The sequence below is a fragment of the Sphingomonas sp. MM-1 genome (assembly GCF_000347675.2).
GTDB classification, from domain to species: domain Bacteria; phylum Pseudomonadota; class Alphaproteobacteria; order Sphingomonadales; family Sphingomonadaceae; genus Sphingomonas_E; species Sphingomonas_E fennica.
In genome coordinates this window covers 494,820-509,139 of record NC_020561.1, presented here as the reverse complement: position 1 = coordinate 509,139, position 14,320 = coordinate 494,820, and the positions used below count along the sequence as shown (strand labels likewise).

Genomic DNA, 14,320 nt, shown 5'->3' with positions numbered 1-14,320 from the left:
CATGAAGGGGCGGTATGGACGGGGCGATCGAGGGCGCGAGGCGGCGAGGGCGGCCGGCGGGGCGGACGGCGGCGGGGGAGGCGCAGCGCCGGCGGACGCGGGCGGCGATCCTGGCGGGGGCGGGCGAGGTGTTCGCGGCCGCGCCTTATGTGCATGCGACGATAGACGACATCATCCGCGCGGCGGGCGTGAGCCGGGCGACCTTCTACACCCATTTCGAATCGAAGCTGGCGCTGGCGATCGCCATCTATGACGGGATCGCGGGTGACTGGCTGGCGCTGTTCGACGCGTTGGCGGATGCGCGGACGGCGGGCGGGCTGCGGGCGTGGCTGGACCGGCTGGCCGCGCTCTATGCCGATCATGGCTATGTGACGCCGCTGGTGGCGCAGCTCCGCCTGTTCGAGCCGAGCTTCCGCGAAAGGCTGCTGCGCGATCGGGATCAGATCATCGACAGGCTCGCCCGCGCCGGCCTGCCGGGCTTCGCGGCGGCGGAGGGGGACATGCGCGAACGGGCGCGGGCGCACCTGCTGCTCCGCCGGCTGGACGAGGTGTGCGCCGATCTTGCCACGGGCGAGGCGCTGGCGGGAATCCATGCGGAGCTGATGGTGGAGGAACTGGAGGCGTTCATCGCGGGCCGGGCATGAGCGGATATCGGCAAGCCGCCGATCATCATGTATAGCGGGCGCTGCTTTGGGGAGAGACCGACCATGAATTTTCGCCGCACCACCCTTGCCGCGCTGGCGCCGATCGCCATCCTTTCGCTGCCCTCCTGCGGGATCAACGCCATCCCCACCGATGAGGAAGCCGCCAAGGCGCGCTGGGCCGACGTGCAGAACGAATATCAGCGCCGGGCCGATCTGATCCCCAACCTGGTGGCGACGGTGAAGGGCTATGCCGCGCAGGAAAAGGACGTGCTGACCCAGGTGACGGAGGCGCGCGCCAAGGCGACGTCGATCAACATCACCACCGACGACCTTTCCAACCCGGAGCGGCTGAAGCAGTTCGGCGACGCGCAGAACCAGCTTACCCAGGCGCTGGGGCAGCTCCGCACCGTGGTGGAAGCCTATCCCGAGTTGAAATCGAACGAGAATTTCCTGGCGCTGCAATCGCAGATCGAGGGCACGGAAAACCGCATCGGCATCGCGCGGCGCGATTATAACGCGGCGGTGCAGGCCTATAACACCCGCATCCGCACCTTCCCCGACGTGGTGGGCGCCAAGGTGATCTACGGATCGAAGCCGATGGCGACCTTCGAGGCGACGACGCCCGGATCGGACAAGGCGCCGACGGTATCCTTTTGACACGCCTGATCGCCCTGCTGTGGCTGCTGCTGGCCGCCACGGCGGCGGGCGCGCAGACCTTCCCGCCGCTGAGCGGACGGGTGGTGGACGCCGCGAACATCCTGTCGCCCGAGCAGGAAAGCGCGCTGACCGCGAAGCTGGCCGCGCTGGAACAGGGCAGCGGCCGGCAGTTCGTGGTGGCGACGGTGCCGGGCCTGCAGGGCTATACGATCGAGGATTACGGCTATCGGCTGGGGCGGAGCTGGGGGATCGGCACCGCCAAGCTGAATGACGGCCTGATCCTGCTGGTGGCGCCGAACGAGCGCAAGGTGCGGATCGAGGCGGGATATGGCCTGACCCCGATCGTGACCGACGCGCTTTCGGGCATCATCATCCGCCGCGCGATATTGCCGCGTTTCCGCGACGGCGACATGGCGGGCGGGATCGATGCCGGCGCCGATGCGCTGATCGACCTGATAAAGCTGCCCGATGCCGAGGCGGCCGCCCGCGCGCAGGAGATCGTGAAGACCGAAGCGGCGAAGGAAAGGCAGTTCGACCCGGCCGTGCTGATCCCGATCGTCATCATCGGCGGGATGATGCTGATGACGCTGCGATCGCGGCGGCGCGGCGGCGTCTATCGCCGGGGCGGCGGGCCAATCATCCTGTGGGGGCCGGGCATGGGCGGCTGGGGCGACGACGATGACGACCGCTGGGGCGGCGGCGGTGGCTGGGGAGGCGGCGGCTGGGGTGGCGGCGGCGGATTTTCCGGCGGCGGCGGCTCCTTCGGCGGCGGCGGGGCTTCGGGAAGCTGGTGATGATGCATCTGGATGCCGAGGATCATCGGCGGGTGAACGCCGCCATCGTCGCGGCGGAGGAACGCACTGACGGCGAGGTGATCGCGATCGTGGCGCGCCGGTCGGACGCCTATCATGATGCGGCGCTGCAATGGTCGCTGCTGGTGATGCTGCTGTGCTTCGCCGCCGTCGCCGCCCTCCCGCAGGCGTTTATCGGGCTGCTGGAAGCGATCACGGGCAGCTGGCACGCCGAATGGACGGTGCGCGAGCTGCTGACCATCCTGCTGGCGGTGCTGACGGCGATCTTCCTGGCGGCGCGGCTGGCGCTGAACTGGATGCCGCTCAGGCTGGCGCTGGTGCCGCGTTCCACCAGGATGCGCCGCGTCCGCCGCCGGGCGGTGACGCTGTTCAAGGTGGGGGCGGAGCGGCGCACGGCATCGCGCACGGGCGTGCTGCTATATCTTTCGCTGGACGAGCATCAGGCGGAGATCGTTTCCGATCGCGCGATCCATGCCAGCATCCCCGCCGAAGCCTGGGGCGCGGCGATGGCGCTGCTGGTGGATGCGGTGCGCGATGGCCGGCCGGGCGACGGCATGGTCGAAGCAATCGGCGCGATCGGGGACCTTCTGGCCCAGCATTTCCCCTTTACCGGGCAGGACCCGAACGAGCTGCCCGATCATATCATCCATGTATAAGCGCCCGCAAAACTTCTTCTGGACGTAATGGAATAGCCGGCGGAAACTATCGACATATCGACTCGGGCGGCTTGGGAGGCGGGCTGTTCATGATCTGGGGCGTGCATTGCTGAAGCGCATCCTGATCGGGATCGCCGCCGTGCTGGCCGTGGGGCTGGTGGGTTTCGGCATATTCGCCTGGCGATCCGCTATCGCCCCGATCCAGCCGCCGCCGGCATCGGCCTTCGCCCCCGAACTGGTCGCGCGCGGGGAGATACTGGCCAGCGCCGGCTATTGCGCCACCTGCCACACCGCCAAGGGCGGGCAGGCCTATGCCGGCGGCTATCCGATGGAAACGCCGTTCGGCACGATATATTCCACCAACATCACGCCGGACCCGGAGACCGGGATCGGCGCATGGCCCGAGGCGGCGTTCCGCCGGGCGATGCACGAAGGCGTGGCGCGGGACGGATCGCACCTGTTCCCGGCTTTTCCCTTCGACCATTTCACCAAGCTGAGCGATGCGGACATATCCGCGCTCTACGCCTTCTTCATGACCCGCAAGCCCGTGGTGGCGCCGGCGCGGGACAATGGCGTGCCGTTCCCGCTCAACATCCGGGCATTGCAGGCGGGCTGGAAGCTGCTTTTCTTCAAGCCCGGCCGGTTCCAGCCGCAGGCGGCGAAGAGCGCGGAATGGAACCGGGGCGCCTATCTGGCCGAAGGGCTGAGCCATTGCGGCGCCTGCCATACGCCGCGCAACATGCTGGGCGCGGAAAGGCGCCCGCTGGTCTATGCCGGCGCCCTTATCGACAATTGGGTGGCGCCGCCGCTGAATGCCGGCAATCCATCGCCCGTGCCCTGGGACCGGGACGAGCTGATCGCCTATCTGCAGAGCGGTGTCAGCCATTATCACGGCACGGCGGTGGGGCCGATGGCGCCGGTGGTGCGGGGGCTGCAACGGCTGCCGGGCAGCGACATCAACGCGCTGGCCGTCTATTTCTCCGATCGCGACGGTATCGAGCAGCGCCAGGGAATAGCGGCGCCCGCCGTGCAGCAGGCGCTGGCGACGAGCAGCGTGGGCAGCGGGCTCACTTACGATCCGGCGGCCCGGCTCTACACGGCGGCCTGCGCGTCCTGCCATTATAACGGCGCCGACGCGGTCAATCCGCTGCGGCCGGAGCTGGCTTTGAACAGCGCGGTCAGCCTCGGCGATCCGACCAACCTGATCCAGGTGATCCTGCACGGCGTGGGCGCGGATGACGGCGTGCCCGGCGTGGTGATGCCGGCCTTTTCGCGGTTCAGCGACGCGGACATCGCGCGGATCGCCGCCTATCTGCGCGCGACGCGGACGAGGAAGGGGCCGTGGCTGGACCTGGAACGCAAGGTTGCCCAGGTGCGCGCGCACGGGCCGGGGCAGGAGTAGACGGCATGACCACCCGCTTCACCATCAACGGCCGCGCGGTTTCGGTGGATGCCGACGAGGATAGCGCCCTGCTGTGGGCGATCCGCGACGATATCGGGCTGACGGGCACCAAGTTCGGCTGCGGCATCGGCATGTGCGGGGCGTGCACCGTCCATGTCGGCGGGCGGGCGACGCGATCCTGCATCACCCCGCTCGCGGCGGTGGAAGGCGCGGACATCACCACGATCGAGGGGCTGGACCCGGCCGGCGCGCATCCGGTGCAGAAGGCCTGGCGCGCGTTGCAGGTGCCGCAATGCGGATATTGCCAGCCGGGCCAGATCATGCAGGTGGCGGCGATGCTGAAGGATTTCCCCGCGCCCACCGATGCCGACATCGATGCGGTGATGGCCGGCAGCCTGTGCCGCTGCATGACCTATGTGCGCATCCGCGCCGCGATAAAGGAAGCCGCCGCAACGATGACGAAGGGGACTGCGAAGGCGAAGGGAGCGGCGGCATGAGCCGGCCGATCGCGGCGTCGTCGAAAGCCGGCGGGGCCGGGCCGGCGGCGCTGCTTTCGCGGCGCAACTTCCTGGCGCTTTCGGCCGGCGCGGGGATCAGCTTCGGCTTTGCCCGCATCGTCGATGCGGCGATGGACCCGGCCGTGCCCGGCGGCGTGCCCGCCGCGCCCCACGGCGGGCTGATCGAGCCCAATCTGTGGTTCGGGATCGACCATGACGGCATCGTCACCGTCAACATCATCCGCGCGGAGATGGGCCAGCATGTCGGCACCGCGCTGGCCCGCATCCTGGCCGACGAGCTGGAGGCGGACTGGAGCAAGGTGCGCATCGTCCATGTCGATACCGACCCCAAATGGGGGTTGATGGTGACGGGGGGAAGCTGGTCCGTCTGGCAGACCTTCCCGCTGTTCAGCCGGGCTGGGGCGGCGGGGCGGATCGCGCTGATCGAGGGCGGCGCGCGGCTGCTGGGCGTGGCGCCATCGGCCTGCGCGGCGCGCAACGGCGCGGTGGTGGCGGGCGGGCGCAGCATCGGCTTCGGCGAGATCGCCCGGCGCGGCGGGCTGACCCGCACCTTCACGCCCGAGGAGCTGGAGAAGCTGCCGATCAAGCCGGTGAAGGACCGGCGGCTGATCGGCCGGCCGGCCGAGGCGGTGGACATCGCCGCCAAGATCGACGGCACCGCGCGCTACGGCATCGATGCGCGCGTGCCCAACATGGTCCATGCGCGCCCGCTGCTGCCGCCGACGCGCAACGGATCGAAGGTGGTTTCGATCGACGACGGCGATGCGCGCAAGGTGAAGGGATATATCCGCAGCATCGCGCTGGACGACCCGTCCGATACCGTGCCGGGATGGGTGATGGTGATCGCCGAGACGTTCCAGGCGGCGCTGAAGGCATCGCGCCATGTGAAGGTGCGGTGGACGCCGGGGCCGGGACATGACGTTTCCGAAAAGCAGATACAGGACCGCGGGGCGGAGCTGGCGGCGAGCGCCGAGGGCGGCGTGGACCTGAACGTCGCCGACGACGACAGCACGCCCGAATTCGACTGGGCGGCGGCAACCACGCTGGAGCGGATCTACACGACGGCGACGGTGCTGCACTTCCAGCTCGAACCCGTGAACGCGCTGGCGTTCGAGAAGGACGGGATGTTCGAAATCCATACCGGCAACCAGTGGCAGTCGCTGATCCTGCCGACGCTGGCCAAGGCGCTGGACCGGCCCGAGGCATCGATCGTGATGCGCACCTACATGCTGGGCGGCGGGTTCGGCCGGCGGCTGAACGGCGATTATGCGGTGCCGGCGGCGCTGACGGCCAAGGCGCTGGGCCGGCCGGTGAAGATGGTGCTGACCCGCGAGGACGACGTGCGTTTCGATTCGGTGCGGTCGCCATCGGTGCAGCGGCTGCGCATGGCCTTCGACGGCAGCGGCCAGATCCAGGCGATGGAGCATCATGCCTGCGCCGGCTGGCCGACGCAGGTGATGGCGGGCGCGCTGCTGGCCAAGGGACTGCGCGGCGGCCAATATGATCCCTTCGCGATCGCCGGGGCGGACCATTGGTATGATGTCGGCCGCCAGCGGGTGCGGGCCATTCCCAACGACCTCGCCAACAGCAGCTTCCGGCCGGGATGGTTGCGATCGGTGGGGCCGGGCTGGACCAACTGGGCGCTGGAAAGCTTCATGGACGAGGCGGCGTTGCAGGCGCGCGTCGATCCGGTCGCCTTCCGGCTGAAGCTGCTGACCGGCAAGGGCCGCAACGCGGGCACGGCGCCCAGTTCCGTCGGCGGGGCGCTGCGGCAGGCGGAGGTGGTGCGCCGGGCGGCCGCGCGGGCCGGGTGGGGGCAGCCGCTGCCGCCCGACACCGGGCTGGGCCTTGCCACCAGCTTCGGCCAGGAACGCGACATGCCGACCTGGGTGGCCTGCGCCGCGCGGGTGCGGGTGGAGCGGGCCAAGGGCAAGGTGATAGTGGAGAAGCTGACGATCGTGACCGACGCCGGCACCATCGTGGACCCGGATGGCGCGCTGGCGCAGACGCAGGGGGCGGCGCTCTGGGGCCTCAGCATGGCACTGCACGAGGGCACCGAGTTCGTGAACGGCGAGGTGCGCGACCTCAACCTCGACACCTATATGCCGCTGCGCATCGGCGACGTGCCGGCGATGGACATCAGCTTCGTCGACAGCGCCGAGGCGCCGGTGGGGCTGGGCGAGCCGGCGACGACGGTGGTGGCGCCGGCGATCGGCAACGCCATCTTCCGCGCGGTGGGGGTGCGGCTGCGCCACATCCCGATCACGCCCGAGGCCGTGCGCGAGGGGCTGGCGATCGCGGCCAGGAGCTGAAACCGGCCTCCGCCAGTTCGTGCGGCATCATCAAAGCATGGCCCGGATCGTGGCTTGCCTGGAAAAGGCGGGGGCATAACCTTCGGGCGCAGGGAAGCCGTGCCTGAGGCCGCTCCGGTTCCGATCGAACCGAGGAAGCCTTGGCAAAGCCCATGTTCAACGCGATTTCCGGGCCGGCGGATGTTCCACCTGCCCCGAAATCACTCCTGCGGGGTGCCTTGATGAGCGTGACGCCTTTCACCATCGCCGTGCCGCAGGAAAGGCTGGACTGGATCAACCGCCGGTTGCGCGACGCGCACTGGCCGACGCCGGCCAGCGGCGATCCCTGGGCGTTCGGGACGAGCATCGGGGAGATGCGGTCGCTGGTGGATTATTGGCTGGAAAGCTACGACTGGCGCGCGCGGAAGGCGGCGCTCAATCGCTTTCCGCATTTCCGGGCGCATATCGACCTGGGCGACGCGGCCTATGACGTCCACTTCATCCATGTGCGGGGCAAGGGGCCGAACCCGACGCCGGTGATCATCACCCATGGCTGGCCGGGATCGTTCGTCGAATTCATGGAGGTGATCGAGCCGCTGACCGATCCGGCGCGCTTCGGCGGCGATCCGGCGGATGCGGTGACGGTGGTGATCCCATCGCTGATCGGATACGGATTTTCCGGCAAGCCCGCCCGGCCGATCGGCCCGCGCACCATCGCCCGCGCCTTTGACAAGCTGATGCGCGAGGAACTGGGCCATGACGGTTATATCGCGCAGGGCGGGGACTGGGGATCCTCGGTTTCCGGCTGGCTGGGCTATGAAGGGCAGGGCTGCCGCGCCGTGCACCTGAACTTCACCTTCGGCTGGACCGACCCGGCAGCCATTCCCGAAACGCCCGAGGAGATCGAGGCGGCGAAACGGCTGCAGGCGATATGGCGGGGCGAGGGCGGATATATGGCGATCCAGTCCACCAAGCCGGTGACGCTGGACCATGCGATGGCCGATAGCCCGCTGGGCGTGGCGGCGTGGATATTGGAGAAGTTCCACACCTGGTCCGACCTGGTCGATGGCGATCTCTGGTCCGTCTATGCGCGCGACCGGATCATCGACAACATCATGATCTATCTGGTGACGGACACGTTCGGCACCGCATCCTGGCTTTATCGCGGCGTGTTCGACGAGCCGGTGCCGGCCGGCGCGCGCGTGACAAAGCCCGTCGCCATCGCCAATTTCCCGGGCGAGATGGGCCAGTTTCCGCGCAGCACGGTGGAGAAAAGCTACAACGTCGTCCGCTGGACGGATGCGCCCCGCGGCGGCCATTTCGCGGCGATGGAGCAGCCGGCGCTGTTCGTGGACGATCTGCGCGCCTTCGTGCGCGAGCAGCGCGGCGCCTGACGATCCCTGCCTTCCAACGATCGGAGCCAAGCATGAGCGTTCAGCACATCAACCCGGACAGCCTGTTCAGGCTGGACGGCTTTGCCCAGATTTCCGTGCCGCCGGCGGGCAAGCGGCTGGCCTTCATCGCCGGCCAGACGGCGCTGGACAAGGATTTCAGGCTGAATGCCGATGGCTTCCACGATCAGGTGGTGGCGGCCTTCGGCAATGTCGTCCACGCGCTCGACGCGCTGGGCGCGGGCACGGCGGATATCGTGAGCATGACCTTCTACATCGTCGGGCTGACGGATGCGAAGTTCCAGGATTTCGTGAAGGCGATGAACGTGGCGCTGGACGGCGGGCCGTTCCCGGCCAACGCATCCTCGGTGATCGGCGTCGAGCGGCTGGCGCTGGCGGGATTGCAGATCGAAATGTCCACCGTGGTCGCCATCGACTGAACCCATGACAGCCGGATCGCCGCCCTTTCCACGATCAGACGGTGACGGCGGCCTCGGTGCGTCCGGCATCGCCGAAGATGCGGAGGTAGCGCGCGATCTCGGCAGGATCGCCGGTGGCCTTGGCCGGATTGTCCGACAGCTTCACCGCCGGCTGGCCATCGGCATCCACCACCTTGCAGACCAGCGAGATCGGATCGAGCCCGGTGGTGGGGAAGGGCGCGCAGCCGCGGAAATCGTTGGTGAGGTTGGTGCCCCAGCCGAAGCTGAGCCGGACGCGGCCGTGGAAATGGCGATAGGTGGCCTCGATCGAATCCACGTCCATGCCGTCGGAGAAGATCAGCAGCTTTTCGCGCGGATCGCGGCCCTTTTCCCGCCACCAGCGGATGATCTGCTCGCCGGCCTCGATCGGCGGCAGGCTATCGGGCCGGAAGCCGGTCCAGTCGGCCAGCCAGTCAGGCGCGCCGCGCAGGAAGGCGGCCGTGCCGAAGGCGTCGGGCAGCGCGATCAGGAGATTGCCGCCATAAAGATCGCGCCAGTCCCGAAGCACGCGATAGGGCGCGGCGGCGATGCCGGCGTCGGTGCCGGCCAGCGCCGCGAGCACCATCGGCAGCTCGTGCGCGTTGGTGCCGATCGCCTCCAGATCATTGTCCATGGCCATGAGCACGTTGGAGGTGCCGATCAGCCGATCGCCCAGCCCTTCCTTCAGCGCCTCGACGCACCAGCGCTGCCACAGGAAGCCGTGGCGCCGACGGGTGCCGAAATCGGAAATGGCGAGATCGGACAGCGCGGCCAGCCTTTCCACCTTGCCCCACAATTTGGCCTTGGCGCGGGCGTAGAGCACGTCGAGCGCAAAGCGGCCGCGATCCTTGAGCGCCGCGCGGGAGCGGAGTTCGTTGACGATGGCGAGCGCCGGGATTTCCCACATGCTGGTGTGCGTCCACGGGCCGGCGAAGCGCAGCTCATACTGCCCGTCCGCCTTGCGCAGATCATATTCGGGGAGCCGGAATTCGGCGAGCCAGGCGATGAAATCCGGGCTGAACATCTGGGTGCGGCCGTAGAAACTGTTGCCGGCGAGCCAGATCAGTTCCTTGGGGGTGAAGCGGATGCCGCGCGCATGATCGAGCTGGGCGCGAAGCTCCCCCTCGTCGATCACGTCGGCCAGGCGCACCGCCGTGCTGCGGTTGATGAGCGCGAAGGTGGCCCGCACGTCCGGATAGAGGCGCCGGATCATCTGCAGCATCAGGAGCTTGTAGAAATCGGTATCGAGCAGGCTGCGGACGATGGGATCGAGCCGCCACCCATGGTTGTAGGTGCGGGTGGCGATATCGGTGATGGCCATGGCCGATCCTATGGCCGGGCCGCCCACGGGATCAAGACGCCGGCGCAATGCCGGCGGCGGGAGAAGGAGAAAGGCATTGGAACTGCGCAATCTGGGCAAGACCGGCATCAAGGTTTCGATCGTGGGGCTGGGCTGCAACAATTTCGGCTGGAAGGCGGACCTGGAAGGATCGCGATCGATCATCGACGCGGCGCTGGCCAACGGCATCAACTTCCTCGACACGTCCGACAGCTACGGCCCGTCCGAGGACTTCATCGGCGAGGTGCTGGGCGCGCGGCGCAAGGATATCGTGCTGGCGACCAAGTTCGGATCGCCGCTGGATGAGGAAGGCAAGAAGAAGGGCGCTTCGCGGGCCTATATCGCCCAGGCGGTGGAATCGAGCCTGAAGCGGCTGAAGACCGACTGGATCGACCTTTACCAGCTTCACTTCCCCGATCCCGAGACGCCGATCGAGGAGACGCTGCGCGCGCTGGACGATCTGGTGCGGCAGGGCAAGGTGCGGGCGATCGGCTGTTCCAACCTGACCGGTGCGATGCTGCGCGAGGCGATGACGGTCGCGGCCGACAACGGGCTGACCCCGTTCGCCACCACCCAGAACGAATATAATCTGCTGTTCCGCGGCATGGAGGCGGAGCTGGGCGACCTGATCGTCGAGCATGGGCTGGGCGTGCTGCCTTATTTCCCGCTGGCGAACGGCGTGCTGACCGGCAAATACAAGCCCGGCCAGCCGGCTCCGGCGGGTGCGCGGCTGGCGGACGCGCCGGCCTTCTTCGATCCCTATAAGGACCCGGCGAAATGGGAGCTGGCGGCGCGGCTGGAAGCGTTCGCGGTGGAGCGCGGGCATAGCCTGATCGAGCTTGCCTTCTCCTGGCTGGCGGCACAGCCGGGCGTGTCCAGCATCATCGCGGGCGCCAGCCGGCCGGAGCAGGCGGCGCATAATGCAGGCGCGGCCGGCTGGAAGCTTTCGGCCACGGAGCTGGCCGAGATCGACCGGATGACGGCGGCCGCCTGATCGCCCGGTGCAGGCTTATGACTATGTGATCGTCGGCGGCGGTTCGGCGGGCTGCGTGCTCGCCAACCGCCTGTCCACCGATCCCGGCATCAGCGTGCTGCTGATCGAGGCGGGCGGGCGCGACCGGAGCCCGCTGATCCGCGCGCCGGGCGGGCTGCTGCCGATCATGATGCGGGGGCTCTACGCATGGCGATTCATGTCCGTGCCGCAGCGGCATCTGGACGATCGTAGCCTCTATCTGCCGCGCGGGCGGGTGCTGGGGGGCGGATCGTCGATCAACGGCATGGTCTATTGCCGGGGAACGCCGGCCGATTATGACGGCTGGGCGGCGGCCGGCAATCCGGGCTGGGGCTTTGCCGACGTGCTGCCCTATTTCCGGCGGGCCGAAAGCTACGAACCCGGCGCCGACGACTATCATGGCGGGGACGGGCCGATCCGGGTGAGCCGGCCGGGGGTGAAGCATCCGCTGGCGCGCGCCTTCGTGGCGGCCGGCGTGGAGGCGGGGCATCGCTACAATCCCGACAGCAACGGGGCCTTCCGCGACGGCTTCGGTCCCACCGACGTGACGGCCGGGGGAGGGCGGCGATCGAGCAGCGCGGCCGCCTATCTGGACCCCGCGCGCGGGCGGCGGAACCTGACGATCGTCACCGGCGCGCAGGCGACGCGGTTGCTGTTCGACGGTCGGCGCGCAACGGGCGTGGCCTATGTGCGCAAGGGCGCGCCTTGCGAGGCAAGGGCGGTGCGCGAGGTGATATTGAGCGCAGGCGCGATCAATTCGCCGCAACTGCTGATGCTATCCGGCATCGGCCCGGCGGCGCATCTGCGCGGGCATGGCGTGGAGGTGCTGCACGACCTGCCGGGCGTGGGCGCGAACCTGCAGGATCATCTGGCGGTGGCGGTGAAGCATCGCTGCCTCCAGCCCATATCGATGTTCAAATATTTCAGCCCATTGTCGGGCGCGATGGCGCTGGGGCGATATATGCTGTTCCGGCAGGGGCCGCTGGCCGATCCGGGGATGGAGGCGGTGGCCTTCGTCCGTTCCGATCCGGCGCTGGCGGAACCCGACATCAAGTTCCATTTCGTCATGGCGCTTTATGCCAATAATGGGCGCGACCTGACGCCCGAGCATGGCTTTGCCGCGCACATCAACGTGGTGCGGCCGGAAAGCCGGGGGACGGTGCGGCTCGCCTCGGCCGATCCGATGGCGGCGGCGGCGATCGACCAGAATTATCTGGCGGACCCGTGCGACCGGGCGGTGATGCGCCACGGCATCCGCATCGCCCGCGAGATATTCGCCCAGCCGGCCTTCGATCCCTATCGCGGCGCGGAGCTGGCGCCGGGGCCGGGCATCGCGGACGACGAGGCGCTCGACGCCTTCATCCGCGCGCATGCCGAGGCGGATTATCATTCGGTCGGCACCTGCCGGATGGGTGTGGACGGCAATGCGGTGGTGGACCCGGAATTGCGGGTCCATGGGATCGGGGGGCTGCGGGTGGTGGACGCATCGGTGATGCCGCGCATCATCGGCGGCAATACCAACATGCCCGTCATCATGATCGCCGAGAAAGCGGCGGACATGATCCTGGGCCGGCGCCCGCGCATCCTGGAGGCGGCGTAGGATGGAGGCCCACGCCGTCCCTCAGGCTTCAGGCCGCCTTCAGCGCCGGCCGCAGGGCCGCGACCCGGCCGGGATCGTCGCCGCCGATGCGGAACTGGCCGGCCTGATCGGCCAGGCTGCCGACCTCGCCCATCAGGTTGCGCGCGGCGGCGGAGGTCTGCTCCACCATCGCGGCATTTTGCTGGGTGGCGCGGTCCATGGTCGAGATGGCGGCGGTGATCTGCGCGATCGCGCTCGATTGCGCGCGATTTTCGTCGGCGATCCGCTCCAGCAGCGCATGCACCTCGTCGACATTGGTGGAAATGCCGTCGAGCGCGGCATCGACCTTCTGCACCGTGGCCACGGCCGTCACGATATCGGTCTGGGTGACGGTTAGCTGGTCGCGGGCGCGCTTGGCTTCCTCCTCGGCGCGCATGGCGAGTGCGCTGACCAGATCGGCGACGACCGCGAAGCCACGGCCCGCCTCGCCGGCGCGGCCGGCCTCGACCGCCGCGTTCATGGCGAGAACGCGGGTCTGGAAGGCGATCTTGTCCAGCCCCTCGATCACGCTGTCTATGCCCTTGGCGCTTTCGCTCACCCGGCCCATGGCCTCGACCGCGTCCTCGGCGAGCGCACGGCCGTTGGAGACGACCTCGAGCGCGCCGTTGGCGCGTTCGACCGTGCCGTTCGCGGCCTCCGCCGTCGCGCGGAGCCGTTCGTCCATCTCGGTGATCGAGGCGGATGTCTGCTCCAGGCTGGCGGCGTTGCTTTCCGTGCGGCGGGCGAGATCCTCCGATGCGTGCGCGATCTCGCTGCTGCCGGTGCGGATGGTGGCGGCGCTGGCCGTGACCGATCCGATGAGCTGGCGGAGCGAGCCGAGCGCGGCGTTGAAATTGGCGCGCAGCTCCGCATAGCTTTCCGGATAATCCTCGCGAATCTCCGCGGTAAGGTCGCCCCCGGCAAGGCGCTGGAGATTGGCGGTCATGCCGCGCACGATCTCCGCATTGCGCTGGGCTTCCTGGTTGAGCGCGATCTGCTGCCGGGCATTGTCGCGGAAGGCGAACATCGCCTTGGTCATCCGGCCCACGCAATCGCGATATTCGGTGAAGGCGATCGGGCTTTCGAGATCGCCGGCCGCCAGCGCCTCCATGCGCACGACGGTGGCGACATAGGGGGTGGAGATCGCGCGGCGGAACCACGCGCCCAGAAGGATGGCGACAACAAGAACGGCGCCGCCGACGGCAAGTGCCGTCGTGCCGCCGAAAAGCAGTGCCGCCATCGGCTGGATGGCGACGAGAAAGGACATCGTTCCGAACGCAATAAGCAACTTCAACCGGATCGGTGCGTCAGCAGTGAACCAGTTCATCCCACATTTCCTTCTCTGGTCGTTACGGACGACGCACAGGAAATCTGGCCGGACGATTAGATGGAATATTCGAACAAACTGAAATCTATACGCAATTTCCTCAATCGCCCCAGCCGCCTATAACGGTCCGTCGGACCCATTATAGAAGGGAGGCCGCGCATCGCGTGTTACGGCGCATAATTGTTTCCCGAGGGG

The 14,320-nt window shown here is 68.3% G+C and carries 13 protein-coding genes; 11 read left to right on the top strand and 2 right to left on the bottom strand.

Translation table 11 applies throughout. The features are described from left to right. Positions 1-14 precede the first annotated feature (14 nt). From G432_RS02390 to G432_RS02350, 9 genes are all read left to right on the top strand, one after another. The gene (locus G432_RS02390) at positions 15-644 is read left to right on the top strand and encodes a TetR/AcrR family transcriptional regulator (RefSeq protein ID WP_015457217.1); all 630 of its coding nucleotides are present in this window, start codon (positions 15-17) and stop codon (positions 642-644) included. A gap of 63 nt (positions 645-707) precedes the next feature. Further along, positions 708-1,301 carry a LemA family protein gene (locus G432_RS02385; RefSeq protein WP_015457216.1) on the top strand — a complete coding sequence of 198 codons (594 nt, stop codon included), beginning with the start codon at positions 708-710 and terminating at the stop codon, positions 1,299-1,301. Then, positions 1,298-2,095 (top strand): TPM domain-containing protein, encoded by a 798-nt coding sequence (locus G432_RS23100; protein ID WP_015457215.1) that lies wholly within the window; start codon positions 1,298-1,300, stop codon positions 2,093-2,095. Before G432_RS02385 ends, G432_RS23100 begins: the two co-directional genes overlap by 4 nt. Continuing rightward, positions 2,095-2,769 (top strand): TPM domain-containing protein, encoded by a 675-nt coding sequence (locus G432_RS02375; protein WP_015457214.1) that lies wholly within the window; start codon positions 2,095-2,097, stop codon positions 2,767-2,769. The genes G432_RS23100 and G432_RS02375 overlap by 1 nt, the downstream gene beginning before the upstream one ends. 106 nt (positions 2,770-2,875) lie before the next feature. Then, entirely contained in the window at positions 2,876-4,171 is a 1,296-nt protein-coding gene (locus tag G432_RS02370) for a cytochrome c (RefSeq protein ID WP_015457213.1), read from the top strand. A gap of 5 nt (positions 4,172-4,176) precedes the next feature. Further along, positions 4,177-4,668: a (2Fe-2S)-binding protein gene (locus G432_RS02365; RefSeq protein WP_015457212.1), complete on the top strand. Its 492-nt coding sequence runs from the start codon at positions 4,177-4,179 to the stop codon at positions 4,666-4,668. After that, the gene (locus G432_RS02360; RefSeq protein ID WP_015457211.1) at positions 4,665-7,001 is read left to right on the top strand and encodes a xanthine dehydrogenase family protein molybdopterin-binding subunit; all 2,337 of its coding nucleotides are present in this window, start codon (positions 4,665-4,667) and stop codon (positions 6,999-7,001) included. Before G432_RS02365 ends, G432_RS02360 begins: the two co-directional genes overlap by 4 nt. A 221-nt stretch (positions 7,002-7,222) precedes the next feature. Further along, a complete protein-coding gene (locus G432_RS02355) occupies positions 7,223-8,374 on the top strand; it encodes an epoxide hydrolase family protein (protein ID WP_015457210.1) in 1,152 nt (383 codons plus the stop codon). A 32-nt stretch (positions 8,375-8,406) separates the two neighbouring features. Then, positions 8,407-8,811, top strand: coding sequence for a RidA family protein (locus G432_RS02350; RefSeq protein WP_015457209.1), 405 nt, complete (start codon positions 8,407-8,409; stop codon positions 8,809-8,811). A gap of 34 nt (positions 8,812-8,845) precedes the next feature. On the opposite strand, the gene pncB is transcribed toward G432_RS02350, so the two are convergent. Next, the gene (pncB, locus tag G432_RS02345) at positions 8,846-10,150 is read right to left on the bottom strand and encodes a nicotinate phosphoribosyltransferase (protein WP_015457208.1); all 1,305 of its coding nucleotides are present in this window, start codon (positions 10,148-10,150) and stop codon (positions 8,846-8,848) included. Positions 10,151-10,226: 76 nt separating this feature from the next. Here pncB and G432_RS02340 point away from each other — a divergent pair, with 76 nt between their 5' ends. Continuing rightward, the gene (locus tag G432_RS02340; RefSeq protein ID WP_015457207.1) at positions 10,227-11,162 is read left to right on the top strand and encodes an aldo/keto reductase; all 936 of its coding nucleotides are present in this window, start codon (positions 10,227-10,229) and stop codon (positions 11,160-11,162) included. Positions 11,163-11,169: 7 nt separating this feature from the next. Further along, on the top strand, positions 11,170-12,780 hold the full coding sequence (locus tag G432_RS02335) for a GMC family oxidoreductase (protein ID WP_015457206.1): 1,611 nt from the start codon (positions 11,170-11,172) through the stop codon (positions 12,778-12,780). A 28-nt stretch (positions 12,781-12,808) separates the two neighbouring features. Here the strand turns inward: G432_RS02335 and G432_RS02330 are convergent, their stop codons facing one another. Beyond that, positions 12,809-14,125, bottom strand: coding sequence for a methyl-accepting chemotaxis protein (locus G432_RS02330; RefSeq protein ID WP_015457205.1), 1,317 nt, complete (start codon positions 14,123-14,125; stop codon positions 12,809-12,811). Positions 14,126-14,320 lie beyond the last annotated feature (195 nt).